This window comes from Streptomyces sp. NPDC021115 (genome assembly GCF_044333065.1).
Taxonomy (GTDB): domain Bacteria; phylum Actinomycetota; class Actinomycetes; order Streptomycetales; family Streptomycetaceae; genus Streptomyces.
Genome location: NZ_JBIRQF010000001.1, coordinates 659,594 through 685,900, shown reverse-complemented (window position 1 = coordinate 685,900; position 26,307 = coordinate 659,594). Strand labels below are relative to the sequence as shown.

Genomic DNA, 26,307 nt, shown 5'->3' with positions numbered 1-26,307 from the left:
GACCGCCCCTGCAGGGGGCCCTCGCGGGACCTCAGGCCAGGCCCCGGCGGGCGACCGCCGGGGGCCGGTGGCCCGCGATGGACGACACCATGTCCAGCACCTGACGGGTTTCGGCCACCTCGTGCACCCGGTAGACCTGGGCGCCGAGCCAGGCGGAGACCGCGGTCGTCGCGAGCGTGCCGATCACCCGCTCCTTGACCGGGCGGTCCAGCGTCTCGCCCACGAAGTCCTTGTTGGACAGCGAGACCAGCACCGGCCAGCCGGTCTCCTTGAGCTCCCCGAGCCGCCGGGTGGCCTCCAGCGAGTGGCGGGTGTTCTTCCCGAAGTCATGGCCCGGATCGATCATGATCCCGTCGCGCCGGACGCCCAGTTCGACGGCGCGCTCCGCGAGCCCCAGGGTGACCCGCAGGATGTCCGCGACCACGTCGTCGTAGCCGATCCGGTGCGGCCGGGTGCGCGGCTCGGCGCCGCCCGCGTGGGTGCAGACCAGACCGGCGCCGTACCGGGCGGCGACCTCGGCCAGCTTGGGGTCGACCCCGCCCCACGCGTCGTTGAGCACGTCCGCGCCCGCCGCGCAGACCGCCTCGCCGACCTCGTGCCGCCAGGTGTCCACGCTGATCACCACGTCCGGATGGCGCCGCCGGACCTCGGCCACGAAGCCGACCGTGCGCCGCGCCTCCTCCTCGGCGTCCACCTCGTCCCCGGGACCGGCCTTCACCCCGCCGATGTCGATGATCGCGGCGCCGTCCGCGACGGCCTGCTCGACGCGGGTGAGCGCGGGCTCGTCGCGGAAGGTCGCACCCTGGTCGTAGAAGGAGTCCGGAGTCCGGTTGACGATCGCCATGATCACTCGCTCGTTCTCGTCGAACTCGCGTCGGCCCAGCCGCAGCATGCGTACTTCCTCTCAGGTGTCCGGCAGCGACGATAACTGTCCGTGGGGCATGGCACGATCGGGTCAGACCGTTGACGGGGCCGATGGCGCGCGTGACGTCGTCGCCGGGCCGTACTGACCGAGGAGAACGATCACCGTGTTCCTGTTCTTGCTGATCACGCTGGTCGTCGTGGTCGGCGCAGTCACCCTCGCCGTCGTCGGCGGCGGCGACGGGGGCCAGCTGTCCGAGGCGCCGCCCGACCGGCTGGACGACCCGCTGCCCGCCGACCGCCCGCTGGAGCGGGAGGACGTCGAGGCGCTGCGGCTGCCGATGACGCTGCGCGGTTACCGGATGGCCGACGTCGACGATGTGCTGGGGCGGCTCGGCGCCGAGCTGGCCGAGCGGGACGCCCGGATCGCCGAGCTGGAGGAGGCCCTGGCGGGCGCGCGGACCCCGGGGTTCGGGGACGGCAAGGCGGTCGAGGGCCAGGGGGACTACCCGCCGGAGTACCCGGCGGACTTCGAGGGGAGCGGATCGTGAGTGTTCAGGGCGCGGTCGTCGGAGCGGACGGCCTGGCGCGCTGTCCGTGGGGGCTGGAGTCGGAGTCCCTGGCGGACTACCGGGTGTACCACGACACGGAGTGGGGCCGTCCGGTCCGTGGCGATGACGCGCTGTACGAGCGGATCTGCCTGGAGGCGTTCCAGTCCGGGCTGTCCTGGCTGACGATCCTGCGCCGCCGGGAGGGGTTCCGGGCGGCCTTCGCCGACTTCCGGATCAAGGCGGTCGCGGAGTTCACCGAGGCCGATGAGCAGCGGCTGCTCGCCGACCCCGGCATCATCCGCAACAAGGCCAAGATCGCGGCCACGATCAACAACGCGCGGGTGGCGGCGGAGCTGGCCGAAGGCGAGCTGGACGAGCTGATCTGGTCCCATGCCCCCGACCCCGCCACCCGCCCGGCCCCGCACACCTTCGGCGACGTCCCGGCGATCACCCCGGAGTCCACGGCGCTCAGCCGAGAGCTGAAGAAGCGCGGGTTCCGCTTTGTCGGACCCACCACGGCCTACGCCCTGATGCAGGCCTGCGGCCTGGTCAACGACCACCTGGCCGACTGCCACGTCCGCGACCGCGTCTGACGCTCTAGCGCTCTGATTGCGCCCGGGCCCCGGCGCATTGCGGGGCCCGGTGCGTCGTCGCAGGTCAGCGGCCGGTGAACCGCGGCTGCTGCTTCTGTACGAAGGCGTCCACCGCGGTGCGGTGGTCCTCCGAGGCGCCCGCCCGGCGCTGGAGTTCGTCCTCCTTGGTCAGGGAGTCGGTGAGGCTGTGGCAGGACGCGTAGGCGAGCGATTCCTTGATCGCCGCGTAGGCCGCGGTCGGGCCCTCGGCCAGCCGCCGGGCGACCTCGGCCGCCTCGGCGGGCAGGTCGGCGGCGGGCACGACCCGGTTGGCGATGCCCAGCTCCAGCGCCTCCGCCGCGCTCACTCCGCGGGGGAAGAGCAGCAGGTCGGCGGCGCGGCCGTGGCCGATCAGGCGCTGGAGCGTCCAGGAGACGCCGGAGTCGGCGGTCAGCGCGACGCCCGCGAACGAGGTGTTGAACGAGGCGGTGTCGGCCACGATCCGGTAGTCGGCGGCGAAGGCGAACCCCGCCCCGGCCCCGGCCGCGACCCCGTTCACCGCCGCGACCACCGGCTTCGGCATCCCGGCGATCGCGGTCACGATCGGGTTGTAGTGCAGCGAGACGGTGCTCATCGTCGAGCCCTCGGCCCGGTCCCCCCGGTCCTGCGCCTCGCGGTCGGCGGCCAGCAGTCCGATGTGCTCCTTGAGGTCCTGCCCGACGCAGAACGCGCGCCCGGTGCCGGTGAGCAGGACGGCCCGGACCGCCGGATCCTCGGCGGCCTGGAGCAGCGCGTCCCGCAGCGCCGCCTTGGTGTCGATGTTGAGCGCGTTCATGGCGTCGGGGCGATTCAGGGTGATCGTCGCGAGCCCGTCGGCCTGCTCGTAGAGCACGGTGTCGGTCATGGGCGGCCCTCCCGTGGGCAGATGTTCGGTCGAGGCGGGCGTACGTTATCGCGATCGCCTCCCCGAATTGAGTGGTTTTGGGGGAGCGCCTTGCACGGGGGTTGCCGACCGATGTTGGTCATCGGGTCATGCCATGCGGGATAATGACAGAGAAGCAACGTGTTCGATGCCGGTGACGCCTGGGTTGTCGGCTGCGATGAGCTGGTTTCAGGAAGGGGAACGAGCATGGCGGCCATGAAGCCGCGGACGGGCGACGGCCCGCTCGAGGTGACCAAGGAGGGGCGGGGCATCGTCATGCGCGTTCCGCTCGAAGGCGGCGGTCGGCTCGTCGTCGAGTTGACACCCGACGAGGCCGACGCGCTCGGCGATGCACTGAAGAAGGTTGTCGGCTGAGCCACCGGCCCCACCATCACCCGAGTCCCGCCCCGGCGTCCGGTACGAGGTACCGGACGCCGGGGCGGGGCTGTGTACGGGGTTCGTGAGGCGCTGTCCCGGCCCGCGGGTCTCAGCCGGCGGGTCTCAGCCGCCGCGGTTGACCGCGCACAGCAGGCCGTCCCCGACCGGGAGCAGCGAGGACTGGAGCACGGTGGACTCGCGCACGGTGCGCAGCAGCTCACGCAGCCGCAGCACCTCGGCGGGCTGGGCGGCGGAGTCCACGGTCCGCCCGTTGGCGAAGACCCCCTCGAAGCAGACCAGACCGCCCGGCCGCAGCAGCCGCAGCGCCTCCTCCAGGTAGTCCAGGCACTCCAGCCGGTCACCGTCGCAGAAGACCAGGTCGTAGCCGCCGTCGGCGAGCCGGGGGAGGACGTCCAGGGCGCGGCCGGGGATGAAGCGGGCGCGGTTCCCGGCGAAGCCGGCGGCCCGGAACGCCTGCCGGGCGAACTGCTGCATCTCGGGTTCGGTGTCGACGGTGGTCAGCACGCCGTCGGGGCGCATGCCGTGCAGCAGATGGATTCCGGAGACGCCGGTCCCGGTGCCGATCTCGGCGACGGCCTTGGCATCCGCGGCGGCGGCGAGCAGGCGCAGCGCGGCGCCGGTGCCCGCGGACACCGAGCGCAGCCCTGCCTCCCGGGCCCGGTCACGGGCCCAGTGAAGGGCTTCGTCCTCGGCGACGAACGCGTCGGCGAAAGCCCAGCTCGTCTGCCGGTTGCCGGTAATGACCCTCTCCTGTCCCCGTAGTTGGCGCAACGGTGACTGTATCCGCTGCGCACGGGAACCCGCAGATGGGACCAGGCGTTGTAGAGGGGTAGGGGGGACCGTATGGATCACGACCAAATGCAGGTCAAAAATACTTATCCGGAGCTAACGGGCGAGGTGGATATGGTAGGGGCTCTACTGGACACCACCAGAGCCGACAGGGGAGGTGCGGCTGCGGCCGGTGACCGGAGAGTGCTGAGGCGCTTTCGCAGGTCAGCGGGCGAGCCGAAATCCGTGACCGACACCGCTGACCGTTCCCGTTCCGCCGACTCTTCCACCACCGCGACCTTTGCCACTACCGCGTCGTTCGGTGCGGAGGGGGATACCCCGGCGTGGACGCCTCCCACCTGGGAGGAGATCGTCAGCACGCACAGTGCACGGGTCTACCGCCTCGCGTACCGGCTCACCGGTAACCAGCACGACGCCGAGGACCTCACCCAGGAGGTGTTCGTCCGCGTCTTCCGCTCGCTGTCGACGTACACCCCGGGCACGTTCGAGGGCTGGCTGCACCGCATCACCACCAATCTCTTCCTCGACATGGTCCGCCGTCGTCAGCGCATCCGCTTCGACGCCCTCGCCGAGGACGCGGCCGAGCGGCTCCCCAGCCGTGAGCCCTCCCCCCAGCAGCACTTCAACGACACCCACTTCGACGCCGACGTGCAGCAGGCGCTCGACACCCTCGCGCCGGAGTTCCGCGCGGCCGTCGTGCTCTGTGACATCGAGGGGCTGTCGTACGAGGAGATCGCCGCGACGCTCGGCGTCAAGCTGGGCACCGTGCGCAGCCGGATCCACCGTGGCCGCTCCCATCTGCGCAAGGCGCTCCAGCACCGGGCCCCGGCGGGGTCGCGCGCCGAGCAGCAGCGCGAGGTCGCCGCGGTGGTGCCGCGGGTCTCCGGGCCCCGGCTGAGTGGGGAGGTCGGGATCGCGTGACCCGATCAGGCGGTCCGTCCCCCGCCGAGCAGCATCTCGGCGACCGCCTTGCGGCTCTGGTCGACGGTGAACTCGGGCATGACGCGCGTGAGCGCGTCCTCGCACACCTGGCGACGTGCTGTAAGTGCAAGGCGGAGGCCGACGCGCAGCGGCGGCTGAAGAGCGTATTCGCCGAGACGGCGCCCCCGGCGCCGTCCGAGGGCTTCCTGGCCCGTCTCCAGGGGCTCCCGGCCATCGGCGACGAAGGCCCGGGCGGTCCGGGCAGCGGTTCCCCCTTCGCGGACCCGGGCATCCTCGGCGGCGCCCGCGGCGTACGGGAGGACGCGCGGGAGGTGCGCGCGTCGGAGCGCAGACGGGAGCAGACGTTCGCGTATCTGCCCGCGGTGGCACCTGTGGACCCGGTCGCCGCCGTCTCCGCGCACCGGGAGCGCGGCTTCCGCATCCATGAGGTCGAGCGCCCCGCGCCCCGCCGCCGCTTCGCCTTCGCGGCCGCGGGCGCGGTGTCCCTGGCCGCCTTCGCGCTCGGCGCCGCCCTGCCGCTGGAGGCGGCGGTCGACCCCGGTCCCCGGACCGACGGCCCGGACACCACGGTCACCCCGGTCGACGTCGACCCGGTCGGCACCGGCGCCCGCGAGCGGACCGGCCGCGACGTGGGGCTGCTGGCCACCGCGGAGACGCGGCCCGCCGGGCTGCCCTCCCCGGGGCTGCTCTCCCCGGGGCTGCTCTCCCCGAGCACGACCCCGAGCCACCCGGCGCTGAGCCCCTCAGGCGCCGCCGTGAACCCGCTGATACAGCCGGTCCTGTCGGTCACGGACCTGCTGCGGGCCCCGACCTCCACCCCGGCGGCGCCCGCGCCGACCCAGCTGGAGGGCCCGACCCAGCCCGCGTCGAGCACTCCCTACCTCGGCTTCAGCGCACCCCCTCCCTAGCCGGGTGCCGTCAAACCGGGGATTCCGCGCAATATCGCTCACACGTCCGGTCGTTCCCCTCGTTCCGCGCACGCGGGCCCGGACGGACTGATTGAATCGCTTTCGGGCAGCCCTGCCCTGTCGGGGGCATCCCCGATGGCGGCCGCGGGCGAGCCGAAGAGTCGCGGTGACGTACGACCCGGGCGGCGCGGTTGGCGTCCGCTTGCGGGAACTTGGGGAGATCATGGACGAGCGGAAGGCCCCCGGGCCCAAGCCGAAGTGGTGGAGCCGTCCGGTCGCACGGCCCGGCGACCGGCAGCCGGACGAGGCGGCGGAGACCGGCGCTGAGCCATCGGCGGAGACGGCGGCGCAGCCGTCGGCCGAGCGGGCGGAGCCGTCCTGGCCCGAGCCCGAGCGGCCGTCCGCCGCCGGGGAGGGCCCCGAGGCGGTGGACCGGGCCCGTGGGGGCGCCACGCGGCCGCTGCACGACCCCGATCCGTACAGCACCCCGCCCTACGGCGGCCCCGGGCCCTGGGCCCCGGCCCCGCCCGTCCAGCACCCGGGCGCGACCCCGGCGCACGGCACCCACCTCCCGCCCGGCGCCGTCCCACAGCCCGCCCCGCACTCCGCCCCGCAGCAGGGGGCTCCACCGCCCGCGGCTCCCCAGCCCGGCCTGATGACCCCGGCGCACGGCACCCCGCTGCCGCCCGGCGGCCACGGGGCGCCGCCCGTTCCGCACCCCGAGCTGCCACTCCCCGCCGAGGGCACCCCGGTCCCGGCCCAGTGGCAGGGCTACGACCCGTGGACCGTGCCCCCGCAGCCCGCCGAGCGCAAGGTGGTCTCCCGCCGCCGCGCGTTCGTCGCCGTCCTGCTGATCGCGCTGATCGCGGGGTGCCTGGGCGGCGGGATCGGCGCGTACGTCGAGCGGGACCGGGCCTCAGGGGGCGTCGACGTGAAGCTTCCCCAGGCCCCGCTGGAGAAGGGCACCCGGTCCCCGGGCAGCGTCGCGGGCATCGCCTCCAGCGCGCTGCCGGGCGTGGTGACCATCCATGTCAGCGGCAGCTCCGAGGAGGGCACCGGCACCGGGTTCGTCCTCGACAAGCAGGGCCACATCCTCACCAACAACCACGTGGTGGCGCCCGCGGGCTCCGACGGCGACATATCGGTGACCTTCAACGGCGGCCAGACCGCCCGCGCCGAGCTGGTCGGCCGGGACTCCGGGTACGACCTGGCGGTCATCCGGGTCAAGGGCGTCTCCGGGCTGAGCCCGCTGCCGCTCGGCAACTCCGACTCCGTCCGGGTCGGCGACCCGGTGGTGGCGATCGGCGCCCCGTTCGACCTGGCGGGCACGGTCACCTCCGGGATCATCAGCGCCAAGGAGCGCCCGATCACCGCGGGCGGCGAGAAGGAGGACGGCAGCGACATCTCGTACGTCGACGCGCTCCAGACCGACGCCCCGATCAACCCGGGCAACTCCGGCGGCCCGCTGGTCGACAACAAGGCGCGGGTCATCGGGATCAACAGCGCGATCAGGGCCGCCGACGACGGCGCCGAGCTGGGCGGCCAGGGCGGCTCCATCGGTCTGGGCTTCGCGATCCCGATCAACCAGGGCAAGCGGGTCGCCGAGGAGCTGATCAATACGGGCAAGGCCACCCACCCCGTGATCGGCGTCACGCTCAACATGGAGTACACGGGCGACGGCGCCCGGGTGAACAGCAAGGGCGCCGACGGCCCGCCGGTCACCCCGGGCGGCCCCGGCGACAAGGCGGGGATCGAGGCCGGTGACGTGATCACCGAGGTGGACGGCGTCCGGGTGCACAGCGGCCAGGAGCTGATCGTCAAGATCCGCAGCCATCGCCCCGGCGACCGGCTGAAGCTGACCCTCAAGCGGGACGGCGAGGAGCGCGGCGTGGCGCTGACGCTGGGCTCGGCGAGCAGCGAGGGCTAGACGGCGACTGGAGGGCGGCTGGACGAGGGCTGGACGACGGCGGGACGGCTGGGAGGCCCCCCGGAGGCGCCCGATGTTGGCCCGGCCGTCTCCCGCGGCGCACCCGCCGACAGGTACGGTGTTGAGTGGCCCACTCAGGGTTTTGGACGTCTTCGAGGAGCTGCAAGGTGTTGGACATAGGACCTCTCGAGCTTGTCGCGCTCGTTGTCCTTGCGGTGCTCATCTTCGGCCCGGACAAGCTTCCGAAGGTCATCCGGGACGTGTCGCAGTTCATCCGCAAGATCCGGGAGTTCTCCGACAGCGCCAAGGAGGACATCCGCTCCGAGCTGGGGCCCGAGTTCAAGGACTTCGAATTCGAGGACCTGAACCCCAAGACATTCGTGCGCAAGCATGTGCTCGACAACGATGAGCTGGGTCTCAAGGAGATCCAGAACGGGTTCGACCTCCGCAAGGAGATGGCCGAGGTCGCCGACTCCGTGAACGGCCGGGAGAGTGACGTCGCACACGGCTCTTCAGGGGGCTCCGGCGCCACTCCGCCGTCCCTGTCCAAGGGCGATTCCGGCACCCCTGACCTGCTGCGCAAGCGTGATGACCAGCCTCGTGAGGACCGTCCGCCTTTCGACTCCGACGCCACTTGATCCCCCCGTATGCCCGGGCTGGTTGACCCGTATGGCTATCCTCCCTTTGTCCGGGGTGAGGTCGCCCGAAGGGGGGCGGGCCGCCCACGACGAAGGGCAACGAGGAGGCTCCGCGCACATGGGCACGACGAGTCGGCTAGGGGTGCAAGGGGTGACGGGTACGGCGCAGGGCATGCCCGCCGAGGCTCGGCGGAGCGTCGACGGCTACCTGATGGCCGCCTTCCCCTGGTACGGCCTTGATGAGGCGTTCACCGGGCCGCGCTGGCTCATGGAAGTGGGTGCGGCCGCCGACGGCCGGGTCGAGTACGGCTCGACCGGGCACGGCGAGGAGCCGTCGCTGCGCGTCGAGACCGCCATGGACCAGCAGCGCTTCACGGTGGTGGTGACGGTCGGCGGCCGCCCCGTACGGGACAGCGCGGACGGCACCGGAAAGCTGGAGGCCACCACGGTCTCCTCGGCCGCCTGGCTGGCGGGCGCGGGCCTGCTGTCATGCACCTGGCCCACCCGCATGGAGCGGGGGCTGCGCCAGGACTGGCTGGACCAGCAGACCGCGATCGCCTGGGAGCTGGCGGACGCCCTGGACGGCGACGAGTGGTCGCAGATGTCGCTGCCGGTGGACGGCGTGCCGACCGACTTCCACTACCGCGAGTCGGAGTACGGCTGGGTGCTGGCCGGGTCGGCGGGCGAGAGCGTGCACATCGGGGCGTACGGGCGCGGGATGAGCGCCTATGGGCTCGGCTTCTCGGTGATCAAGGACATCACCGGCTACGACGCGTAGGACGCGCACCTACGGCAAGGGCGGCCCCGCGAGGAGGCCGCCCTTGCCGTGTGCGTCTGCCGTACGCGCCCGGTAAACGCTCAGAACTTGTTGCGCGGCGTGACGCCCAGCGACATGCCGGCGAGGCCCCGCTGCCGTCCGCCGATCTTGCCCGCGATCGCCCGCAGGGCGCTGCCCGCGGGGGAGTCGGGGTCGGACAGCACGACCGGCTTGCCGTCGTCACCGCCCTCGCGCAGCCGTACGTCGATCGGGATGGCGCCCAGCACCGGCACCGTCGTCCCGGTGGTCCGGGACAGCCCTTCGGCGACCGTCTGCCCGCCGCCGGTGCCGAAGACGTCGACCATCTCGTCGCAGTGCGGGCAGGGCAGCCCGGACATGTTCTCCACCACGCCGACGATCTTCTGATGGGTCTGGACGGCGATCGAGCCCGCCCGCTCGGCCACCTCGGCGGCGGCCTGCTGCGGCGTCGTCACCACCAGGATCTCGGCGCCCGGCACCAGCTGGGCGACGGAGATCGCGATGTCGCCGGTGCCCGGCGGCAGGTCCAGCAGCAGGACGTCGAGGTCGCCCCAGTAGACGTCGGCCAGGAACTGCTGGAGGGCGCGGTGCAGCATCGGTCCGCGCCACACCACCGGGGCGTTGCCCGGGGTGAACATCCCGATCGAGATCACCTTCACGCCGTGCGCCGACGGCGGCATGATCATGTCCTCGACCTGGGTCGGCCGCCCGTCGGCGCCCAGCATGCGCGGCACCGAGTGGCCGTAGATGTCGGCGTCCACGACGCCGACCTTGAGCCCGTCGTCGGCCATCGCGGCGGCCAGGTTGACCGTCACCGAGGACTTGCCGACGCCGCCCTTGCCGGAGGCCACCGCGTACACCCGGGTCAGCGAGCCGGGCTGGGCGAAGGGCACCTCGCGCTCGGCCTGGCCGCCGCGCAGCGAGGCGGCCAGCTCGCGCCGCTGCTCGTCGCTCATCACGTCCAGCTCGACGGTGACCCCGGTCACGCCTTCGACCTGGGCGACTGCGTCCCGTACCCGGTTGGTGATCGTCTCCCGCATGGGACAGCCGGAGACCGTGAGGTACACCACCACCGCGACCGTGCCGTCCGACGCGATCTCGACGGATTTGACCATGCCGAGGTCGGTGATCGGCTTGTGGATCTCCGGGTCGTTGACCGTGGCGAGCGCGGTGCGCACCGCGTCTTCGCTCGGTGCCGGGACAGTGTCGGTAGCCATATGGAGATGGTACGGCGCCGGGGGTACGCGTCGGTAAGCCCGTCAGCGGTCGCGTTCCTCACGCGACGGCGCGGGCGGCGGCTGCCGGGCGTCCAGCTCCCGTACCAGCGCCTCGAACTCGGAGCGGATCCAGTCCCGCGTCGCGACCTCGCCGAGCCCGGCGCGCAGCGACGCGATCTCCCGGGTCAGGAACTCGGTGTCGGCGATGGACCGCTCGTCCCGCGCCCGGTCCTGTTCGAGGTTGACGCGGTCGCGGTCGGCCTGCCGGTACTGGGCGAGCAGGATCAGCGGGGCCGAGTACGACGCCTGGAGCGACAGCATCAGCGTCAGGAAGATGAACGGGAACGGGTCGAACCGCAGCGGGCGCGGGCCCAGGGTGTTCCAGGCCAGCCAGGCGACGACGAAGACCGTCATCCAGGCGATGAAGCGGCCGGTGCCCAGGAAGCGGGCGATCAGCTCCGACGCCCGGCCGAACGCCTCCGGGTCCCAGCGCGGCAGCGGACTGCGGCGGCGCTCCCTGGGCCGGTCGAGACGGCCGGCGTCCCGGCCTCCCTCACCGTCCATCGCCCGCCTCCGGCATCGGCACCCCGCCGTGCAGCTCGCGCTCCCGCCAGCCGGGCGGCAGCAGATGGTCGAGGACGTCGTCCACGGTCACCACGCCCAGCAGCGACCCGCCCTCGTCCATGACCGGCGCCGCCACCAGGTTGTACGTCGCCAGATGGGCGGCGACCACGGAGAGCGGGGTGTCCGGCGGTAGCGGCCGCAGATCGGTGTCCACGGCCGCGCCGACGAGGGTGAACGGCGGGTCGCGCAGCAGCCGTTGGAAGTGGATGGTGCCCAGATAACGCCCGGTGGGCGTCTCGTCGGGCGGGCGGCACACGTACACCTGCGCGGCGAGCGCCGGGGTGAGGTCCTGGATGCGCACCCGTGCGAGCGCCTCCGCGACCGTGGCGTCCGGCCGCAGCACGATCGGCTCGGTCGTCATCAGCCCGCCCGCCGAGCCCTCCTCGTACGACATCAGCCGCCGCATGTCGGCCGCGTCCCTGGGCCGCATCAGGTCCAGCAGCCGCTCCTTGTCCCGCTCGGGCAGCTCCGACAGCAGGTCGGCCGCGTCGTCCGGGTCCATCGCCTCCAGCACGTCGGCCGCGCGCTCCTCCTCGAGCTTGCCGAGGATCTCCACCTGGTCGTCGTCGGGCAGCTCCTCCAGGACGTCCGCGAGCCGTTCGTCGTCCAGCGCCGCCGCGACCTCGCCGCGCCGCTTGGCGGACAGGTGGTGCAGCACGTTGGCCAGGTCGGCGGGGCGCAGCTGCTCGAAGGTGGCCAGCAGGTTCTCCGCGCCCTGCCCGTGCTCCTCCAGCGAGAATCCGGTGACGGCCGACCAGTCCACGGTCAGCGTCTCGCCGCGGCGGCGCAGCGCACCGCTCTTGCCGCGGCGTACGAAGACCTTGTCGATCTCCCATTCGCGGCGCGCGGGCAGCTGGGCCATCGCCACGTCCAGCACCGTGACCTGCTCGTCGGACTCCACCATGCGCACCGTGCGGTCCAGCAGTTCGCCCAGCACCAGCGTCTCGGTGGGGCGCTGCTCGAAGCGCCGCATGTTGACCACGCCTGTGGTGATGACCTGGCCCGACTCCACGCTGGTCACCCGCGTCATGGGCAGGAAGATGCGGCGGCGCGTGACCACTTCGACGACCAGCCCGAGCACCCGCGGCGGCCGCCCCGCCAGCCGCAGCATCGCCACCAGGTCGCGGACCCGCCCGACCTGGTCGCCGTTCGGGTCGAAGACGGCGACGCCGGCCAGATGCGAGACATAGATCCGTGAGGCGCCAGCGGGCATGTCATGCGCCTCCTTCTCGCTCCGCTTTCGTCCGTCATCACCGGGTTCAGGCTAGCCTGCCCCGTTCTGCCCTGCCGCCGGACGAACGGTCTCCGGCACCCCGCGCACGCCTCCCCACGGCACCGGTACGCTGCCGTACTGCACCGGACCGGCATCAGGAGGCAGAGCGGACGTGCGCATCCGGAACACGGCTCTCGTCGCGGTGATGTGCGCGGGCTTGGCCGCGACGCTCACCGCATGCGGCGGCGGCGAAGGGGAGACGGACCCCGACGCGGGAACCAACGGCGTGGGCAAGCTCCCCGCCAGCAAGATCGAGAGCAAGGCCCGGACGGCGGCCGGTACCGCGGACGCGGTCCATCTGTCCGGCAGCCTCGTCTCCAAGGGCCGCACCTACAAGGTCGACCTGAAGCTGAAGGGCGACGGCGGCACCGGCGTCGTCTCCACCAAGGGCACCCGGTACGAACTGCTGCGGGTCGGCGAGGAGCTGTACCTCAAGGCGGACGCGGGCTTCTGGGCACACCAGGGCGCCAGCGGCGGACACGACGGCGACGCGGCCGCCGCGGGCAAGCTCGAAGACAAGTACGTGAAGGTGCCGTCGGGAGACCCCTCCTACAAGCGCCTCAGCGGCTTCACCGACAAGAGCGTCATGCTCGACGGCCTGCTCGGCCTCCACGGCACGGTCACCACGGGTGACCGCGGCGAGATCGGCGGCACCCGCACGATCCGCATCCGCGGCGGCCAGGGCAACGGCGGCTCCCTCGACGTCTCCCTGGAGGGCCGCCCCTACCCGCTGCGCCTCCAGCGCGCCGGGGGCGCGGGCGTGATCCGCCTGGAGAACTGGAACCAGGACTTCAAACTGGCCGCCCCGACGAAGGACCACATCGTCGACTACGGCCAGCAGATCCCGACGGGAACGTAGTCCCGGCGGGGGTGTGGGGGCGGAGCCCCCCACCACGCGGCGGAGCCGCGGCGCTCAGCGCCGCGCCCGCTTGCCGCGCACCAGCAGCTTCGGCAATCCCGCCGGGATCGGCCGCCGCGTCACGGCGGCAGACGGCAACGGCACCGCCGCCAGCGACCCGGCCCCCGCCGCCACCAACCCCGCGTCGAAGACCGGCTCCAGCCGCAGCACCCGGCACTCCCGGGCCCACCGCTCCGTGATGGAATCCGCGTCCGCGGCGTTCAGCCGCTTGCCCTTCAGCTCGCCGACGGCGGCCGTCCACGCCTCGCCGCCCGGGGCGAGTTCGACCACGCGCGCGGGCCAGCCGACCAGCCGTCCGCCCTTGTCCTTGCTGCGCACGGTCACCGTCGCGGTGCCGCCGTCCACGAGCCCGAGCCCGGTCAGCGGCTGTTCGTCGGGGCCGTCGCCGACGAGGCAGACGGCACCCTCGTGCCAGATGTGCCACAGCGCGCGGGCGGGTCCCTCGGCGCCCTGGACCCAGACCAGGGCGGACTTCTTGGCCGCCTCCTCGACCAGGGCACGGTCGAGCGGATCCATGGCGTCCGTAGGCGTCGTAGGCGTCGGCGTCTGCGTCATGCGAACAGCCTAGGACAGCGCGGCGGATCCCCTCCGCCCGTCCCACCCACCGAAAGGACAGTTCCACAGGCGCCGTACGGACCTTACGCTGAGCCCGTGCCCACCACACGCTCCACCCGCTCGGCCCGCACCGCCACCCCCACCACCGCCCTCACGACCGCACCGCACCCGGCCCTGGACGTCACCCTGCTCGCCGTCGCCGTCGCCGGGGTGTCGCTGTCCGCCCCGCTGGCCGCCGCGACCGCGGCCCCCGCCCTCGCCGTCGCGTTCTGGCGCAACGCCATGGCGGTCGGGGTGCTCACCCCGCTCGCCGCGTGGCGGCACCGGGGCGAGCTGCGCGGGATGGGGCGCCGGGCGACGGCGCTCTCGGCCGCCGCGGGGGTGCTGCTCGCGGTGCACTTCGGAACCTGGCTGCCGAGCCTGCACATGACCTCCGTGGCCTCCTCCACCGCGCTGGTGACCACGACGCCGATCTGGACCGCGCTGCTGCTGCGGCTGCGCGGCCACCGCCCGCCCCGGGCGGCGCTCCTCGGCACGGTGCTGGCGTTCCTCGGTGTGGTGATCCTCACCGGGGTCGACCTGTCCGCCTCCCCGCGGGCGCTCGCGGGCGACGCGCTCGCCCTGGTGGGCGGCATGGCGGGGGCCGGGTACGTGGTGCTGGGGGCGGAGGTGCGCCGGGGGCTGAGCACGACCGCGTACACGTACGTCTGCTACTCCACGACCAGCCTGTGCCTGCTGCTGACCTGCCTGGTCGCGGGCGCGCGGCTGCACGGCTACAGCGGGGACACCTGGCTGCGCCTGGTGCTGCTGATGGTCACCGCGCAACTGCTGGGGCACACGCTGATCAACCGGGTGGTGAAGGGCCTGGGCCCGTCCGTGACGTCGACGGCGATCCTGCTGGAGACGCCGGGTGCGGCCCTGATCGCGGCGGTGTGGCTGGGCCAGCGCCCGCCGGTGGCCGCCTACCCGGCGCTCGCGGTGATCCTCGGCGGGCTGGCGCTCGTCGTGCTGGCGGACCGCAAGCGCCCGGAACCCACTCCGGAGCCGTAGAGCCCTACAGCCAGCCGTTCCGCTTGAACCCACGGTGGATCGTGACGCAGATCCCCACCGTGACGGCCAGCACCATCGGGTAGCCGAACCTCCAGTGCAGCTCCGGCATGTAGTCGAAGTTCATGCCGTAGATCCCGGCGATCATCGTCGGGACGGCGCAGATCGCAGCCCAGGAGGTGATCTTGCGCATGTCCTCGTTCTGGGCCACGGTCGCCTGTGCCAGGTTGGCCTGGAGGATCGAGTTCAGCAGGTCGTCGAAGCCGAGCACCTGCTCGTTGACCCGGGCCAGATGGTCCGCGACGTCCCGGAAGTACTTCTGGATGTCCGGGTCCACCAGGCGCATCGGGCGCTCGCTCAGCAGCTGCATCGGCCGCAGCAGCGGCGAGACGGCCCGCTTGAACTCCAGCACCTCCCGCTTGAGCTGGTAGATCCGGCCCGCGTCGCCGCCGCGCCGGGAGGTGGCCTGCGAGAAGACCTCGATCTCGACCTCGTCGATGTCGTCCTGGACGGCGTCGGCGACCGCGAGATAGCCGTCCACGACCTGGTCGGCGATGGCGTGCAGGACCGCAGAGGGGCCCTTGGCCAGCAGCTCGGGGTCCTCCTGGAGCCGGTGGCGCAGGGCGCGCAGCGAGCCCTGGCCGCCGTGCCGCACGGTCACGATGAAGTTGTGGCCGGTGAAGCACATCACCTCACCGGTCTCCACGACCTCGCTGGTCGAGGTGAGTTGGGCGTGCTCCACGTAGTGGATGGTCTTGAAGACGGTGAACAGGCTGTCGTCGTACCGCTCCAGCTTGGGCCGCTGGTGCGCCTGCACCGCGTCCTCGACGGCCAGCGGGTGCAGCCCGAACTCCTGTGCGATGCCAGCGAACTCGCGCTCGGTCGGCTCGTGCAGGCCGATCCAGGCGAACCCGCCCTCGGTGCGCACCCGCTCCATGGCCTGCGCCGGGCTGACGTGGTCGCTGACCCGCTTGCCGTCGCGGTAGACGGCGCAGTCGACGATCGCGCTGTTGACCGACGGGTCGCGGGTGGTGTCGTAGTTGCTGGTGCTGTGGGTCCGGCGCAGGGCGGGGCGGACGGCTGCGCGCAGGTCACGGATCATCGACATGACGGGCTCCTTCACGGGCCGGCCGTCAGCGGTGGGCGCGCGGCGCAGCGCGGCGCCCGGAACGTGGACGTACGGCACTCATCGAGGCGTACGTACGTCCGCAAAGCGGGCGGCGCTCCGTGCGATGACGCTGACGGAGTTCGCGGAGAACAGAACAGATGCGTTACGAAGGCGCTCTGCCGTCACATGCCCTTGATGCGGAAGGACTTCACGTGTTTCACCGCGAGGCGGTGGGGTACGGAAGGTCTCAGATCATGAAGCCGCATACCAAGGGGAAACGACGGGAGAACTGTCGGTACTGCACGGTCGACTCGGATCCACCGCAGCCCCACCTCCTCCGGCCGGTCCCCCTTGGGGGACGACGTATTTCCCTGGGCAGGCAGCAAGGCTATCAGTCGGCAGAACCGTTAAGCCGCCGCTTTGCCCGTTCGATACGCGATCTATGCTCACCGCATGTCAGACGTTCTGGAGCTGGTCGAGGCCCGGCTGATCACCGCGCTGGGCGATCCTGACGCCCGCGCCGCCGTCACGTTCGTCGGTACGGACCGCATCGAGGTGCTGCGTTTCCGCGCGGACGGGAACGTCGTCCGGTACGCCACCCTCGGCATGTCGGACCATCCGATGACCGACCCCACCGCCCCCGTCGCCGACCCCCTCCGCGGCCCGCGCGCCGAGCTGGTCCTCACCGTGCGCAGCGGCGTCCCGGGCCCCGGCTCCACCGTCCTGGACGAGGTGCTGCGCCCGCTCGCCGTGCTGGCCGCCTCGCCGCAGGTGGAGGGCGTGGTGGTGGCCCCGGGCGCGTCCCTGGACCTGGGCGGCCCGCTGTGGCCGGGGGCGCCCTTCACCTCCGTACTGGTCGGCGAACCGGGCGGTCTGGTCGAGGACTTGGAGCTGATCGAGCCGATGGAGCCGGTGCGCTTCCTGCCGCTGCTGCCGATGACCGGGAACGAGGCGGCGTGGAAGCGGGTCCACGGCGCCGGTGCACTCCAGGACCGCTGGCTGCGGCACGGTACGGACCTGCGCGACCCGGCCCGCTCCGGTGTGCCGCTGGTCTGACCCTCGTCCCCTCCACACGGGTGATCGTCCTTGACGTGGGGGCGGGCGGGGAGGACCGTGGGGCCCTATGAGGGGCGAACCCAGTTGCCCGAAGTGCGGTGGCCGGGTGCGTGCGCCCGGTCTCTTCGCCGACACCTGGCAGTGCGGTGTGCACGGCACGGTGCACCCCGTCCAGCCGGTCGTCCCGCCGAGCGTGGAAGCACTCGTGGTCGTCACCAACCGCGCCCGGGTGCCCGTATGGATGCCGTGGCCGCTGCCCGTCGGGTGGCTGTTCACCGGGGTCGCGTGCGCCGGTGACGACCGCAGCGGCGGCCGCGCGACCGTCGTGGCCTGCTCGGGCCCGGGACCGCTGGGCGGCCCGGGGGAGCTGCTGCTGGTGGCGGAGGAGCTGGGCGTGGGGCTCGGCGCGCGGTACGCGGGCATCCCAGGCCCCGACCCCGGGCCCGGGATGCGGGTGGACAAGCCGCCGCACGTCAAGGTGCTGGCCGCCGGACGGCCCACCCCGCTGTGGCACGTCGAGGGCACCCCGGACGACCGCGCGGTGTTCGCTGGCGAGGCGTGCGGGCTGTGGCTGTGGGCGGTGGTCTGGCCCGAGCAGACCGGGCTGCTGATGTACGACGAGATGGTGCTCACCGATCTGCGGGACGCGGGCGCCGAGGTGGACCTGGTGCCGTGCGGCGCGCTGTCGCCGCGGCTGCTGTCCTGAGGTGATCCGGGGGCGGTGATCGGGTGATCACCCCTGACGCGGGCATGCCCCGCACTGCGGCTACTCTGAACCCGGCCGCCCGTTCACCCTGTCACCGCTGGGAGCCCGTGTTCGTGCGCATCGACCTGCACACCCACTCCACCGCGTCGGACGGTACGGACACCCCCGCCGAGCTGGTGCGCAACGCCGCCGCGGCCGGGCTGGACGTCGTCGCGCTCACCGATCACGACACGGTCGGCGGCCATGAGGAGGCGGCCGGGGCGCTGCCGGAGGGGCTGACGCTGGTCACCGGCGCCGAGCTGTCCTGCCGACTGGGCGGGGTGAGCCTGCACATGCTGGCGTATCTCTTCGATCCGGACGAGCCCGAGCTGGCGCGCGAGCGCGAGCTGGTGCGCGACGACCGAGTGCCCCGGGCCAAGGCGATCGTGGCGAAGCTGCGGGAGCTGGACGTGCCCGTGACCTGGGAGCGGGTCGCGGAGATCGCCGGGGACGGGGCCGTCGGACGGCCGCACATCGCGACCGCGATGGTCGAGGCGGGCGTCGTCGAGACCGTCTCGGACGCGTTCGGCTCGGGATGGCTGTCGAACGGCGGCCGGGCGTACGTCGAGAAGCACGAGCTGGACCCGTTCGACGCGGTCCGGCTGGTCAAGGGCGCGGGCGGGGTCGCCGTCTTCGCGCATCCGCTGGCCGTCAAGCGCGGCGAGTGCGTACCGGAGAGCGCGATCGGGGAGCTGGCCGCGGCCGGACTCGACGGCATCGAGGTCGACCACATGGACCACGACGAGCCCACCCGGGCCCGGCTGCGCGCGATCGCCGCCGAGTACGGGCTGCTCACCACGGGCTCCAGCGACTACCACGGCAGCCGTAAGACCTGTCGGCTCGGCGAGTACACCACCGATCCCGGGGTCTACGCCGAGATCGTGCGCCGGGCGGCGCTGGCCCCACGCGAAGCGCCCCCGTACGACGGCGTACGGGGGCGGCTGCGGTAAGGCTGTCACTCTCGTCGGTGACTCGTCCGTGTCTGCGCCTGTTCTGTCTGCGCCTGCTGTGGCTGCTGCTGCTTCTGCGTCGGTGCTACCGGGATTACTACCGGGCGGCGGTTTCGGCTGGACGGATGTAGATGCGCTGGCCGATCGCGGCGGCCTGCTGCACGATCCGGTTGACGGAGGCGGCGTCCACGACGGTGCTGTCCACGGCGTTGCCGTCGACATCGTCAAGACGCATGATCTCGAAGCGCTGCAAGGGCTTCTCCCTTCGTCTGATCCTCCTGCTGGAGAACTGTGTGTAGAGGAGACGCGCGGCCTCGCTGCCGCGCGTTCCACAACCTGTTCAACGCAGCATGCCTTGAAAAGATTCCCTACGCTAATGAAATTTTTCGCCAGACTAAGTATTCCCTGGTCGGGCGCACCTGGTCGGCCGCACCTGAGGCCGAGTCCGGTTGTGCCCCTCCAGCGGAGGCCCGGAGAATGAACCGCGTATGAGTGATGTGATGCCTCCGGGCCAACCAGACCTCGCCTCGATCGTCGACGGCATCGAGCGAACGAACGAGCTGCTACAGCGTGTGCTCGCTGAGGTCGCGACTACGCCTTCCACCCATGCGATCTTCGTGGACGCCGGTTATGTCTACGCGGCCGCCGGGAGGCTCGTCGCCGGGACGGAGGACCGCCGGGCGTTCGAGCTGGACGCCGAGGGGATCATCGAGGCGTTCATCGACAAGGCCCGGACGATCTTCCCGGACAGCCGTCTGCTGCGGGTCTACTGGTTCGACGGGGCCCGGCGCCGCATCCACACCCCGGAGCAGCAGGGCATCGCCGAGCTGCCCGACGTCAAGGTCCGGCTGGGCAACCTCAACGCCAACAACCAGCAGAAGGGCGTCGACTCGCTCATCCGCTCCGACCTCGAATCCCTCGCCCGGCACCGGGCCATCGGCGACGCCGTGCTGATCGGCGGCGACGAGGACCTGGTCTCCGCCGTCGAGGCCGCGCAGGGCTACGGGGCACGCGTCCACCTGTGGGGCATCGAGGCCCTCGACGGGCGCAACCAGGCCGAGCCGCTGCTGTGGGAGGTCGACAGCCAGCGCACCTTCGACCTCGACTTCTGCAAGCCGTACGTCACCCGGCGGGCGACCGGCTACGAGCCGAACGGCGACTCCCCGCTGTGCGGGCCCGCGCCCTCCCGCGACGAGGTGCGCTTCATCGGCGCCCAGATCGCCGCCCAGTGGCTCTCCGCGCGCGGCCGCGAAAGCCTCGCCGAGCTGCTGCCCGGCCACCCCTATCTGCCCGGCTCGGTCGACCAGGAGCTGCTGATCGACGCGGAGGGAATGCTCCGGCTGTCCCTGCGCGCCCACGCCGATCTGCGGCGCGCGCTGCGCGACGGCTTCTGGGAGCACCTCCAGGCACAGTACTAGCCGACGTTCAGCCAGAACCTGACCAGCGCGTCCGCCGTGGAATGCGGCCGCTCGGCGTTGGGGGAATGCTCCGCGCCCTCGATCACGGTCCGGCGGGCCGACAGCCGCTCCGCCATGGCGTCCATCAGCGGCACCGGCCAGGCGTAGTCCACCTCGCCCGACAGCACATGCTTCGGGAGCGCCGTCGCGGCCAGCTCCTCGACCCGGTCCGGCTCGCCGTTCAGCTGCCGCCCGGTGGCGATCAGCTGCTCCGGAACGGTGCCGATCCAGCGCGCGTACAGAAAGTCCCGTACGCCGGGCGGGGTCACCTCATCGGCCGCCTCGGGCGGATCGAGCTGACGCATCGCCCGCCACACGGACTCCATGTCCATCGCGCCCAGCGCGTCGATCAGCAGCTTGGTACGGGCCTGCTGCGGCGGCGCGATGGCGGCGGGCCCCGAACTCATGATCGTGAGCGAGGCGAAGGCATCGGGGGAGCGGAGCACGGCGGCCCGTGCGATCAGCCCGCCCAGCGAATGCCCCAGCACGTGGACCGGCCCCGCGCCGTCCGCCAGCGCCGCGGCCTGGGCCAGTAGATCCCGCGCCAGCTCGTCCTGCGCGTAGACGGCCTCGTCGCGCGGCCCGGGGCTCTCGTGCTGCCCCCGCCCGTCGACCGCGACGGCCCGGAACCCGGCGGCGGCCAGCGGCTCCAGGAGCCCGATGAAGTCCTCCTTGCTCCCGGTGAACCCCGGCACCAGCAGCACGGTCCCCCGCGCCGAACGCCCCGGCCGCGCCTCATGCACGGCGAACCCGCCACGCTCGGTCGACAGCCGATGGGCGCGGGCGCCCGAGGGAAGGGTGAGAAACGGCGGCCTGCTCATGGGACGAGGCTATACAGCCCCGGAGAACCCCGCAGGAACGCTGCGCACACCGCTGGCTTGCGGGGCCCCGCCGGTTTGTGCCGGGCAGTGACGCCCCGACGACCCGGGGCCTGATCCGCACCCGCGGATCAGGCCCCGTTTGGTGGTGCTGGGTGCCGTCAGGCCTCGGGGGTCTCCGCCGCGGCCCGGGTCCGGGTACGACGGCGCACCGGCTTGGCCGGGGCCTCGCCCTCGGCGGCCGCCGTCTCGGCGGTGGCCGCCTTGGCGCGGGTGCGACGACGCGGCGCGGCCGTGGCGGCTTCCGCCGCCTCGGTCCCGGCCTCGGCCGTCTCGGCCGTGGTGGCGGCCTTGGCGCGCGTACGGCGACGCACTGGCTTGGCCGGGGCTTCCTCGGCCGCCTCAGCCGTGTCGACGGCCGCCTCGGCGGCAGGGGCGGCCTTGGCCCGCGTACGACGACGTACCGGCTTGGCCGGGGCTTCCTCGGCCGCCTCAGCCGCACCCTCGGCCGTGTCGACGGCAGCCTCGGCCGCGTCGGCCTTGGCGCGAGTGCGACGGCGCCGCGGCTTGGCCGGAGCCTCCTCCGCAGCCGGAGCAGCCTCCGCAGGGGCCGCAGCAGCAGCCTCCACCGTGTCGACGGCGGCAACGGCCGCGGCCTCCGCCTCGACCGCCGCACCGGACCGCGTACGGCGACGACGCCGCGGACGGCGCGGCTCGGTCGCGGACTCGGCCGCCTCGGCCGAAACCGAAGCCGAGGCAGACGCAGACGCAGGCGCACCGTCCACCGTCTGGCCACCCCGCGTGCGCCGCCGCACCCGCGGCGTACGGGTACGCCGCGCGGGCCGCTCCTCCGCCGGAGCGGGGGAGGACGACCGGCGACCGCGGCCGCCGGTCTCGCCGAGGTCCTCGATCTCCTCGGCGGCCAGCCCGGCCCGGGTGCGCTCGGCACGCGGCAGGACACCGGTGGTGCCCTGGGGGATGCTCAGCAGCTCGTACAGGTGGGCGGAGGTCGAGTACGTCTCCTCCGGGTCGTTGAACGGCAGGTCCAGCGCCTTGTTGATCAGCTGCCAGCGCGGGATGTCGTCCCAGTCGACGAGCGTGATGGCCGTACCCGAGGCGCCCGCGCGGCCGGTGCGGCCGATGCGGTGCAGGTAGGTCTTCTCGTCCTCGGGGGACTGGTAGTTGATCACATGGGTGACGCCCTCGACGTCGATGCCGCGCGCGGCGACGTCGGTGCAGACCAGGACGTCGACCTTACCGTTGCGGAAGGCGCGCAGCGCCTGCTCGCGGGCGCCCTGGCCGAGGTCGCCGTGGACCGCGCCGGAGGCGAACCCGCGGCGGGAGAGCTGGTCGGCGATGTCGGCGGCGGTCCGCTTCGTACGGCAGAAGATCATCGCGAGCCCGCGGCCCTCGGCCTGGAGCACGCGCGCCACGACCTCCGGCTTGTCCATGGAGTGGGCCCGGAAGACGTGCTGGGTGGTGTTGGCGACGGTCTGGCCCTCGTCATCCGGCGCGGTGGCGCGGATGTGCGTGGGCTGCGACATGTAGCGCCGGGCCAGCGAGATGACCTGGCCCGGCATCGTCGCTGAGAACAGCATGGTCTGGCGCTTGGCGGGCAGCAGCTGGATGATCTTCTCGACGTCGGGCAGGAAGCCCAGGTCGAGCATCTCGTCGGCCTCGTCGAGGACGAGCGCCTTGACGGACGAGAGCCGCAGCTTCTTCTGCCCCGCGAGGTCGAGCAGCCGCCCGGGGGTGCCGACGACCACGTCGACGCCCTTCTTCAGGGCCTCGACCTGCGGTTCGTACGCGCGGCCGCCGTAGATCGACAGGACCCGGACGGCGCGGACCTTACCGGCGGTCAGCAGGTCGTTGGTGACCTGCTGGCACAGCTCGCGGGTGGGGACGACCACGAGCGCCTGCGGGGCGTCGGTCAGCTGACCGGGCTCGGCCCGGCCCGCCTCGACGTCCGCGGGGACGATGACGCGCTCCAGCAGCGGGAGGCCGAAGCCCAGCGTCTTGCCGGTGCCGGTCTTGGCCTGACCGATGACGTCGGAGCCGGAGAGGGCTACCGGAAGCGTCATCTCCTGGATGGGGAACGGGGACGTGATGCCGACGGCTTCAAGGGCCTCGGCCGTCTCGGGGAGGATCCCGAGGTCTCGGAAGGTGGTCAGGATGCTTGCCTCTTCTGTGAGACGCGGCGAGAGGCGGCGAAGGGGGTCGCACGGCGCCCGGTGCACCGGCCAAGGGGTCGGCCGGTTCGGCGCGGGACCACTGCCTTCGCTCGAGCGCTCACGCCGCGAGCGGGTCCCTCCTGCCGTGCGCATGGGGATGCGCGCCGCGCGGAGGGCGGTCGGGTGTAAAGGAGCCGATCGGGCCACCGACCGGGCATCCGCATTCGTGGAACGACCCGCCGATACTCGACGGGTGCAAATACCACTGTACCCCGGAAGTGCGCATCTGTGACCGGCCAACCCGAACCGGGGCGTCAGGGGACTTGGCTGACCAGGGCCTTCCTCGGCCCACGCGGCGGACTATTGTGCGCTCCATGGAGACGTCTGATACGCCTGAGACCGAGAAGACCCCGACCGGAATCGCCGCCCAGGACTGGGACACGGCCGCGGCCGACCCGCAGTACCGGGCCGCGGTGGTGGATCTGCTCGGGGCGCTCGCCTATGGCGAGCTGGCAGCCTTCGAGCGACTCGCGGAGGACGCCAAGCTGGCGCCCACGCTGGAGGACAAGGCGGAGCTGGCGAAGATGGCGTCGGCCGAGTTCCACCACTTCGAGCGGCTGCGGGGCCGGCTGGCGACGGTCGGTGAGGAGCCGACCGCGGCGATGGAGCCGTTCGCCGCGGCACTGGACGGGTTCCACCGCCAGACCGCGCCGTCCGACTGGCTGGAAGGCCTGGTCAAGGCGTACGTGGGCGACTCGATCGCCAGTGACTTCTACCGCGAGGTGGCGGCCCGGCTGGACTCGGACACCCGCGACCTGGTGCTCCAGGTGCTGGACGACACCGGGCACGCGAGCTTCGCGGTGGAGAAGGTGCGGGCCGCGATCGAGGCCGATCCGCGGGTCGGCGGGCGGCTGGCGCTGTGGGCGCGGCGGCTGATGGGCGAGGCGCTGTCGCAGGCGCAGCGGGTGGTCGCGGACCGCGACGCGCTGTCCACGATGCTGGTCGGCGGGCTGGCCGACGGCTTCGACCTGGCCGAGGTCGGCAAGATGTTCTCGCGGATCACCGAGGCACACACCAAGCGGATGTCGGCCCTGGGCCTGGCGGCCTGAGGCCGCCGCCCGAGGCGGTGGAAAAGGGCTCCGGGGTTCCCCGGAGCCCTTGCGCCGCGGCAGTCCGCCCGCAGCGCCTCAGTGGGCCCTCTGCGGCCGGGAGCCCTACGCCGGGACCGACCGGCGGCGCCCGGCCCGGGGCCGGACGAGCAGCGACAGCATGGCCGCGGCGAAGGCGAACGCGACGGTGAGGACGACCGCCGAGTGGCCCGAGCCCAGCACCGTGTGGGCGATCATCGCCCCGAAGAACGCCGCACCGGGGCCGGTGGACAGGACGAGGGGCGTGGCGGGCAGGCGCCGGGGCAGTCGGCGACTCGCCCCGTAGGCGACGGCGAGGCCGATGAGTACCGAGCCGAGCGCTTCCCAGAGGATCATGGCGCGTCCTTCCCGTGAGCAGACCGTGACCGAAGCGTGATCACGCGTCGGTCCTGCCGGTCCTACCCGGGCCCAGGCAGGGGCAATCCTGATCGAGGGGGCGGGCTGCGGCGTAGCCGCGGCGCCACGGCGCACAACGGCGGCGGGGCCCGGTGGGAACGATCCCACCGGGCCCCGCCACCGTCACGTCAACCGCTCAGAGCGCGCTGAAGCCGACCTTGCGGGCGCTGGGCTCGCCGATCTCGATGTAGGCGAGACGGTCGGCCGGAACCAGGACCTTGCGGCCGTGTTCGTCCACCAGGCTCAGCAGCTGGGCCTTGCCAGAGAGCGCGTCGGCCACCACGCGCTCGACCTCCTCGGCAGACTGCCCGCACTCCAAGGTGATCTCGCGGGGCGCGTGCTGCACGCCGATCTTGACCTCCACGGCCTTGTCCCTCCGACGGTCAGTTGGTGCGCGGCCGGTCAGTTGGTGCGCGGCCGTCCGCGCTGTACGCAGCACACATTAGCCCGGGATCAGGGCCCGCTGGGCGGCGCGGGACAAGCCCGCAGCGAACAGGCTCAGGTCCCGCTCTCCGCTCCGTGCAGCGGGAAGCCCGCGATACCGCGCCAGGCGAGCGAGGTGAGCAACTGCACAGCGGTGTCCCGGGGGACGGTGCTGCCGCTGGAGAGCCAGTAGCGGGCGACGACCTGGGAGACGCCGCCGAGGCCGACGGCCAGCAGCATGGACTCGTCCTTGGACAGCCCGGTGTCCTCGGCGATGACCTCGCTGATCGCCTCGGCGCACTGGAGCGAGACCCGGTCCACGCGCTCGCGCACGGCGGGCTCGTTGGTGAGGTCGGACTCGAAGACGAGCCGGAAGGCGCCGCCCTCCTCCTCCACGTACGCGAAGTAGGCGTCCATGGTGGCGGCCACTCGCTGCTTGTTCTCGGTGGTCGAGGCGAGCGCGGTGCGCACCGCTTGCAGCAGGGCATCGCAGTGCTGGTCGAGCAGGGCGAGGTACAGCTCCAGCTTGCCCGGGAAGTGCTGGTAGAGCACGGGCTTGCTGACTCCCGCGCGCTCGGCGATGTCGTCCATCGCAGCCGCGTGATAGCCCTGTGCGACGAAAACCTCCTGGGCTGCCCCCAGGAGCTGATTGCGTCGGGCTCGGCGCGGCAGGCGCGTACCCCGCGGGCGCGCCTCGGTCTGCTCGATGGCTGTCACGCCGCCTCCCATTGAATGTTCCGAGCACGGTGTCCACCGCGCCCGCCATCGTACTTTTGGGTAACAGGGCCGCGCGCGGTCCGTGCGGAGATTTTCACGGACTGGACTCTATGAAAAGCCCACAAAGGGTGCTGGTCACCGGTAGTCCTCCTCGTTCTCCTCGACGACCCGGGCCTGCTCCGCGCGGTCGGCCTCATTGGCCTCCAGCGGTTCGTCGGCGGTCCGGCGGTCGTCGCGGTGGGGGACGAGATCGTGGTGCTGCTCGGCGGCGTCCGCCTCGGGGGCCTCGACGCTGTGGGACGCGGGGCCGTCGCCGTCCTCGACGGTGTTCGCGAACGTCTCGGGGTCGCTCGGATCGACGGTCATGTAATCCCCTTC

General features: G+C 72.5%; 29 protein-coding genes and 1 pseudogene. 15 read left to right on the top strand and 15 right to left on the bottom strand.

The window, feature by feature from the left end; genetic code table 11:
• Positions 1–31: 31 nt before the first annotated feature.
• Complete coding sequence (gene folP, locus ACH4TL_RS03100; RefSeq protein ID WP_398313025.1) at positions 32–892, bottom strand: dihydropteroate synthase; 861 nt, start codon at positions 890–892, stop codon at positions 32–34.
• A 130-nt stretch (positions 893–1,022) separates the two neighbouring features.
• Between folP and ACH4TL_RS03095 the strand changes: the two genes are divergently transcribed.
• The gene (locus ACH4TL_RS03095; protein ID WP_398313700.1) at positions 1,023–1,412 is read left to right on the top strand and encodes a DivIVA domain-containing protein; all 390 of its coding nucleotides are present in this window, start codon (positions 1,023–1,025) and stop codon (positions 1,410–1,412) included.
• Entirely contained in the window at positions 1,409–2,005 is a 597-nt protein-coding gene (locus ACH4TL_RS03090; protein ID WP_398313027.1) for a DNA-3-methyladenine glycosylase I, read from the top strand. Before ACH4TL_RS03095 ends, ACH4TL_RS03090 begins: the two co-directional genes overlap by 4 nt.
• A 64-nt stretch (positions 2,006–2,069) precedes the next feature.
• On the opposite strand, the gene ACH4TL_RS03085 is transcribed toward ACH4TL_RS03090, so the two are convergent.
• A complete protein-coding gene (locus tag ACH4TL_RS03085; RefSeq protein WP_398313029.1) occupies positions 2,070–2,888 on the bottom strand; it encodes an enoyl-CoA hydratase-related protein in 819 nt (272 codons plus the stop codon).
• Positions 2,889–3,113: 225 nt separating this feature from the next.
• Between ACH4TL_RS03085 and ACH4TL_RS03080 the strand changes: the two genes are divergently transcribed.
• The gene (locus tag ACH4TL_RS03080) at positions 3,114–3,281 is read left to right on the top strand and encodes a DUF3117 domain-containing protein (RefSeq protein ID WP_003966491.1); all 168 of its coding nucleotides are present in this window, start codon (positions 3,114–3,116) and stop codon (positions 3,279–3,281) included.
• A gap of 126 nt (positions 3,282–3,407) precedes the next feature.
• On the opposite strand, the gene ACH4TL_RS03075 is transcribed toward ACH4TL_RS03080, so the two are convergent.
• Complete coding sequence (locus ACH4TL_RS03075; RefSeq protein WP_055548063.1) at positions 3,408–4,076, bottom strand: O-methyltransferase; 669 nt, start codon at positions 4,074–4,076, stop codon at positions 3,408–3,410.
• Between the two features lie 132 nt (positions 4,077–4,208).
• On the opposite strand from ACH4TL_RS03075, the gene sigE reads away from it, so the two are divergent.
• The 5 genes from sigE to ACH4TL_RS03050 all read left to right on the top strand — a co-directional run bounded on the left by sigE (position 4,209) and on the right by ACH4TL_RS03050 (position 9,287).
• Positions 4,209–5,015 carry an RNA polymerase sigma factor SigE gene (gene sigE, locus ACH4TL_RS03070; protein WP_398313031.1) on the top strand — a complete coding sequence of 269 codons (807 nt, stop codon included), beginning with the start codon at positions 4,209–4,211 and terminating at the stop codon, positions 5,013–5,015.
• Positions 5,012–5,944: an anti-sigma factor family protein gene (locus tag ACH4TL_RS03065; RefSeq protein ID WP_398313033.1), complete on the top strand. Its 933-nt coding sequence runs from the start codon at positions 5,012–5,014 to the stop codon at positions 5,942–5,944. The genes sigE and ACH4TL_RS03065 overlap by 4 nt, the downstream gene beginning before the upstream one ends.
• Before the next feature lie 223 nt (positions 5,945–6,167).
• Positions 6,168–7,871 carry a trypsin-like peptidase domain-containing protein gene (locus ACH4TL_RS03060; protein ID WP_398313035.1) on the top strand — a complete coding sequence of 568 codons (1,704 nt, stop codon included), beginning with the start codon at positions 6,168–6,170 and terminating at the stop codon, positions 7,869–7,871.
• Between the two features lie 167 nt (positions 7,872–8,038).
• Positions 8,039–8,509, top strand: a complete 471-nt coding sequence (locus ACH4TL_RS03055) for a sec-independent translocase (RefSeq protein ID WP_398313037.1) — start codon at positions 8,039–8,041, stop codon at positions 8,507–8,509.
• A gap of 118 nt (positions 8,510–8,627) precedes the next feature.
• Positions 8,628–9,287: a hypothetical protein gene (locus ACH4TL_RS03050; protein ID WP_398313039.1), complete on the top strand. Its 660-nt coding sequence runs from the start codon at positions 8,628–8,630 to the stop codon at positions 9,285–9,287.
• Between the two features lie 80 nt (positions 9,288–9,367).
• On the opposite strand, the gene ACH4TL_RS03045 is transcribed toward ACH4TL_RS03050, so the two are convergent.
• From ACH4TL_RS03045 to ACH4TL_RS03035, 3 genes are read right to left on the bottom strand one after another with little or no spacing between them, the layout of a single operon-like run.
• Positions 9,368–10,522 (bottom strand): Mrp/NBP35 family ATP-binding protein, encoded by a 1,155-nt coding sequence (locus tag ACH4TL_RS03045; RefSeq protein ID WP_398313041.1) that lies wholly within the window; start codon positions 10,520–10,522, stop codon positions 9,368–9,370.
• A 42-nt stretch (positions 10,523–10,564) separates the two neighbouring features.
• Positions 10,565–11,086: a DUF1003 domain-containing protein gene (locus ACH4TL_RS03040; protein WP_398313043.1), complete on the bottom strand. Its 522-nt coding sequence runs from the start codon at positions 11,084–11,086 to the stop codon at positions 10,565–10,567.
• Positions 11,076–12,359, bottom strand: a complete 1,284-nt coding sequence (locus tag ACH4TL_RS03035; RefSeq protein ID WP_398313045.1) for a magnesium transporter MgtE N-terminal domain-containing protein — start codon at positions 12,357–12,359, stop codon at positions 11,076–11,078. The genes ACH4TL_RS03040 and ACH4TL_RS03035 overlap by 11 nt, the downstream gene beginning before the upstream one ends.
• A gap of 172 nt (positions 12,360–12,531) precedes the next feature.
• On the opposite strand from ACH4TL_RS03035, the gene ACH4TL_RS03030 reads away from it, so the two are divergent.
• Entirely contained in the window at positions 12,532–13,278 is a 747-nt protein-coding gene (locus tag ACH4TL_RS03030; RefSeq protein ID WP_398313047.1) for a hypothetical protein, read from the top strand.
• Between the two features lie 54 nt (positions 13,279–13,332).
• Here the strand turns inward: ACH4TL_RS03030 and ACH4TL_RS03025 are convergent, their stop codons facing one another.
• Entirely contained in the window at positions 13,333–13,893 is a 561-nt protein-coding gene (locus ACH4TL_RS03025) for a hypothetical protein (RefSeq protein ID WP_398313049.1), read from the bottom strand.
• 96 nt (positions 13,894–13,989) lie between these two features.
• Here ACH4TL_RS03025 and ACH4TL_RS03020 point away from each other — a divergent pair, with 96 nt between their 5' ends.
• Positions 13,990–14,943, top strand: coding sequence for a DMT family transporter (locus ACH4TL_RS03020; RefSeq protein WP_398313051.1), 954 nt, complete (start codon positions 13,990–13,992; stop codon positions 14,941–14,943).
• A 4-nt stretch (positions 14,944–14,947) separates the two neighbouring features.
• On the opposite strand, the gene ACH4TL_RS03015 is transcribed toward ACH4TL_RS03020, so the two are convergent.
• The gene (locus ACH4TL_RS03015) at positions 14,948–16,048 is read right to left on the bottom strand and encodes a magnesium and cobalt transport protein CorA (protein ID WP_398313053.1); all 1,101 of its coding nucleotides are present in this window, start codon (positions 16,046–16,048) and stop codon (positions 14,948–14,950) included.
• Positions 16,049–16,501: 453 nt separating this feature from the next.
• Between ACH4TL_RS03015 and ACH4TL_RS03010 the strand changes: the two genes are divergently transcribed.
• The 3 genes from ACH4TL_RS03010 (at position 16,502) to ACH4TL_RS03000 (ending at position 18,799) form a co-directional block, all read left to right on the top strand.
• Positions 16,502–17,104, top strand: coding sequence for a suppressor of fused domain protein (locus tag ACH4TL_RS03010; protein WP_398313055.1), 603 nt, complete (start codon positions 16,502–16,504; stop codon positions 17,102–17,104).
• Positions 17,105–17,171: 67 nt separating this feature from the next.
• The gene (locus tag ACH4TL_RS03005; RefSeq protein ID WP_398313057.1) at positions 17,172–17,810 is read left to right on the top strand and encodes a DUF6758 family protein; all 639 of its coding nucleotides are present in this window, start codon (positions 17,172–17,174) and stop codon (positions 17,808–17,810) included.
• 113 nt (positions 17,811–17,923) lie between these two features.
• The gene (locus ACH4TL_RS03000; RefSeq protein WP_398313702.1) at positions 17,924–18,799 is read left to right on the top strand and encodes a PHP domain-containing protein; all 876 of its coding nucleotides are present in this window, start codon (positions 17,924–17,926) and stop codon (positions 18,797–18,799) included.
• A 97-nt stretch (positions 18,800–18,896) separates the two neighbouring features.
• Here the strand turns inward: ACH4TL_RS03000 and ACH4TL_RS02995 are convergent, their stop codons facing one another.
• Positions 18,897–19,052 (bottom strand): hypothetical protein, encoded by a 156-nt coding sequence (locus ACH4TL_RS02995; RefSeq protein ID WP_009715242.1) that lies wholly within the window; start codon positions 19,050–19,052, stop codon positions 18,897–18,899.
• Positions 19,053–19,287: 235 nt separating this feature from the next.
• On the opposite strand from ACH4TL_RS02995, the gene ACH4TL_RS02990 reads away from it, so the two are divergent.
• Positions 19,288–20,217 carry an NYN domain-containing protein gene (locus ACH4TL_RS02990; RefSeq protein WP_398313059.1) on the top strand — a complete coding sequence of 310 codons (930 nt, stop codon included), beginning with the start codon at positions 19,288–19,290 and terminating at the stop codon, positions 20,215–20,217.
• On the opposite strand, the gene ACH4TL_RS02985 is transcribed toward ACH4TL_RS02990, so the two are convergent.
• Both ACH4TL_RS02985 and ACH4TL_RS02980 read right to left on the bottom strand, forming a co-directional pair.
• Positions 20,214–21,077, bottom strand: a complete 864-nt coding sequence (locus tag ACH4TL_RS02985) for an alpha/beta fold hydrolase (protein WP_398313061.1) — start codon at positions 21,075–21,077, stop codon at positions 20,214–20,216. The two genes, ACH4TL_RS02990 and ACH4TL_RS02985, sit on opposite strands and share 4 nt — an antisense overlap.
• A gap of 158 nt (positions 21,078–21,235) precedes the next feature.
• Positions 21,236–23,318: pseudogene (locus ACH4TL_RS02980) on the bottom strand (DEAD/DEAH box helicase).
• Positions 23,319–23,619: 301 nt separating this feature from the next.
• Between ACH4TL_RS02980 and ACH4TL_RS02975 the strand changes: the two are divergent.
• On the top strand, positions 23,620–24,354 hold the full coding sequence (locus ACH4TL_RS02975) for a ferritin-like fold-containing protein (protein WP_398313063.1): 735 nt from the start codon (positions 23,620–23,622) through the stop codon (positions 24,352–24,354).
• 105 nt (positions 24,355–24,459) lie between these two features.
• On the opposite strand, the gene ACH4TL_RS02970 is transcribed toward ACH4TL_RS02975, so the two are convergent.
• The 4 genes from ACH4TL_RS02970 to ACH4TL_RS02955 form a co-directional block, all read right to left on the bottom strand.
• Positions 24,460–24,729, bottom strand: coding sequence for a hypothetical protein (locus tag ACH4TL_RS02970; protein ID WP_398313065.1), 270 nt, complete (start codon positions 24,727–24,729; stop codon positions 24,460–24,462).
• Positions 24,730–24,925: 196 nt separating this feature from the next.
• On the bottom strand, positions 24,926–25,153 hold the full coding sequence (locus tag ACH4TL_RS02965) for a DUF3107 domain-containing protein (protein ID WP_398313066.1): 228 nt from the start codon (positions 25,151–25,153) through the stop codon (positions 24,926–24,928).
• Positions 25,154–25,287: 134 nt separating this feature from the next.
• The gene (locus tag ACH4TL_RS02960; RefSeq protein WP_361477576.1) at positions 25,288–25,929 is read right to left on the bottom strand and encodes a TetR/AcrR family transcriptional regulator; all 642 of its coding nucleotides are present in this window, start codon (positions 25,927–25,929) and stop codon (positions 25,288–25,290) included.
• 135 nt (positions 25,930–26,064) lie between these two features.
• Positions 26,065–26,295, bottom strand: a complete 231-nt coding sequence (locus ACH4TL_RS02955) for a hypothetical protein (protein WP_398313068.1) — start codon at positions 26,293–26,295, stop codon at positions 26,065–26,067.
• Between the last annotated feature and the right edge of the window lie 12 nt (positions 26,296–26,307).

Excerpts from the sequence above, each read along its gene's own strand:
- folP (WP_398313025.1), bottom strand. The coding sequence starts at position 892 with ATGCTGCGGCTGGGCCGACGCGAGTTCGACGAGAACGAGCGAGTGATC.
- ACH4TL_RS02955 (WP_398313068.1), bottom strand. The coding sequence starts at position 26,295 with ATGACCGTCGATCCGAGCGACCCCGAGACGTTCGCGAACACCGTCGAG.
- ACH4TL_RS02985 (WP_398313061.1), bottom strand. The coding sequence starts at position 21,077 with ATGAGCAGGCCGCCGTTTCTCACCCTTCCCTCGGGCGCCCGCGCCCAT.
- ACH4TL_RS03060 (WP_398313035.1), top strand. The coding sequence starts at position 6,168 with ATGGACGAGCGGAAGGCCCCCGGGCCCAAGCCGAAGTGGTGGAGCCGT.
- ACH4TL_RS03025 (WP_398313049.1), bottom strand. The coding sequence starts at position 13,893 with ATGACGCAGACGCCGACGCCTACGACGCCTACGGACGCCATGGATCCG.
- ACH4TL_RS03010 (WP_398313055.1), top strand. The coding sequence starts at position 16,502 with ATGTCAGACGTTCTGGAGCTGGTCGAGGCCCGGCTGATCACCGCGCTG.
- ACH4TL_RS03005 (WP_398313057.1), top strand. The coding sequence starts at position 17,172 with ATGAGGGGCGAACCCAGTTGCCCGAAGTGCGGTGGCCGGGTGCGTGCG.
- sigE (WP_398313031.1), top strand. The coding sequence starts at position 4,209 with ATGGTAGGGGCTCTACTGGACACCACCAGAGCCGACAGGGGAGGTGCG.
- ACH4TL_RS02990 (WP_398313059.1), top strand. The coding sequence starts at position 19,288 with ATGAGTGATGTGATGCCTCCGGGCCAACCAGACCTCGCCTCGATCGTC.
- ACH4TL_RS03080 (WP_003966491.1), top strand. The coding sequence starts at position 3,114 with ATGGCGGCCATGAAGCCGCGGACGGGCGACGGCCCGCTCGAGGTGACC.
- ACH4TL_RS03040 (WP_398313043.1), bottom strand. The coding sequence starts at position 11,086 with ATGGACGGTGAGGGAGGCCGGGACGCCGGCCGTCTCGACCGGCCCAGG.
- ACH4TL_RS03045 (WP_398313041.1), bottom strand. The coding sequence starts at position 10,522 with ATGGCTACCGACACTGTCCCGGCACCGAGCGAAGACGCGGTGCGCACC.
- ACH4TL_RS02970 (WP_398313065.1), bottom strand. The coding sequence starts at position 24,729 with ATGATCCTCTGGGAAGCGCTCGGCTCGGTACTCATCGGCCTCGCCGTC.
- ACH4TL_RS02975 (WP_398313063.1), top strand. The coding sequence starts at position 23,620 with ATGGAGACGTCTGATACGCCTGAGACCGAGAAGACCCCGACCGGAATC.
- ACH4TL_RS03015 (WP_398313053.1), bottom strand. The coding sequence starts at position 16,048 with ATGTCGATGATCCGTGACCTGCGCGCAGCCGTCCGCCCCGCCCTGCGC.
- ACH4TL_RS03085 (WP_398313029.1), bottom strand. The coding sequence starts at position 2,888 with ATGACCGACACCGTGCTCTACGAGCAGGCCGACGGGCTCGCGACGATC.
- ACH4TL_RS03035 (WP_398313045.1), bottom strand. The coding sequence starts at position 12,359 with ATGCCCGCTGGCGCCTCACGGATCTATGTCTCGCATCTGGCCGGCGTC.
- ACH4TL_RS03050 (WP_398313039.1), top strand. The coding sequence starts at position 8,628 with ATGGGCACGACGAGTCGGCTAGGGGTGCAAGGGGTGACGGGTACGGCG.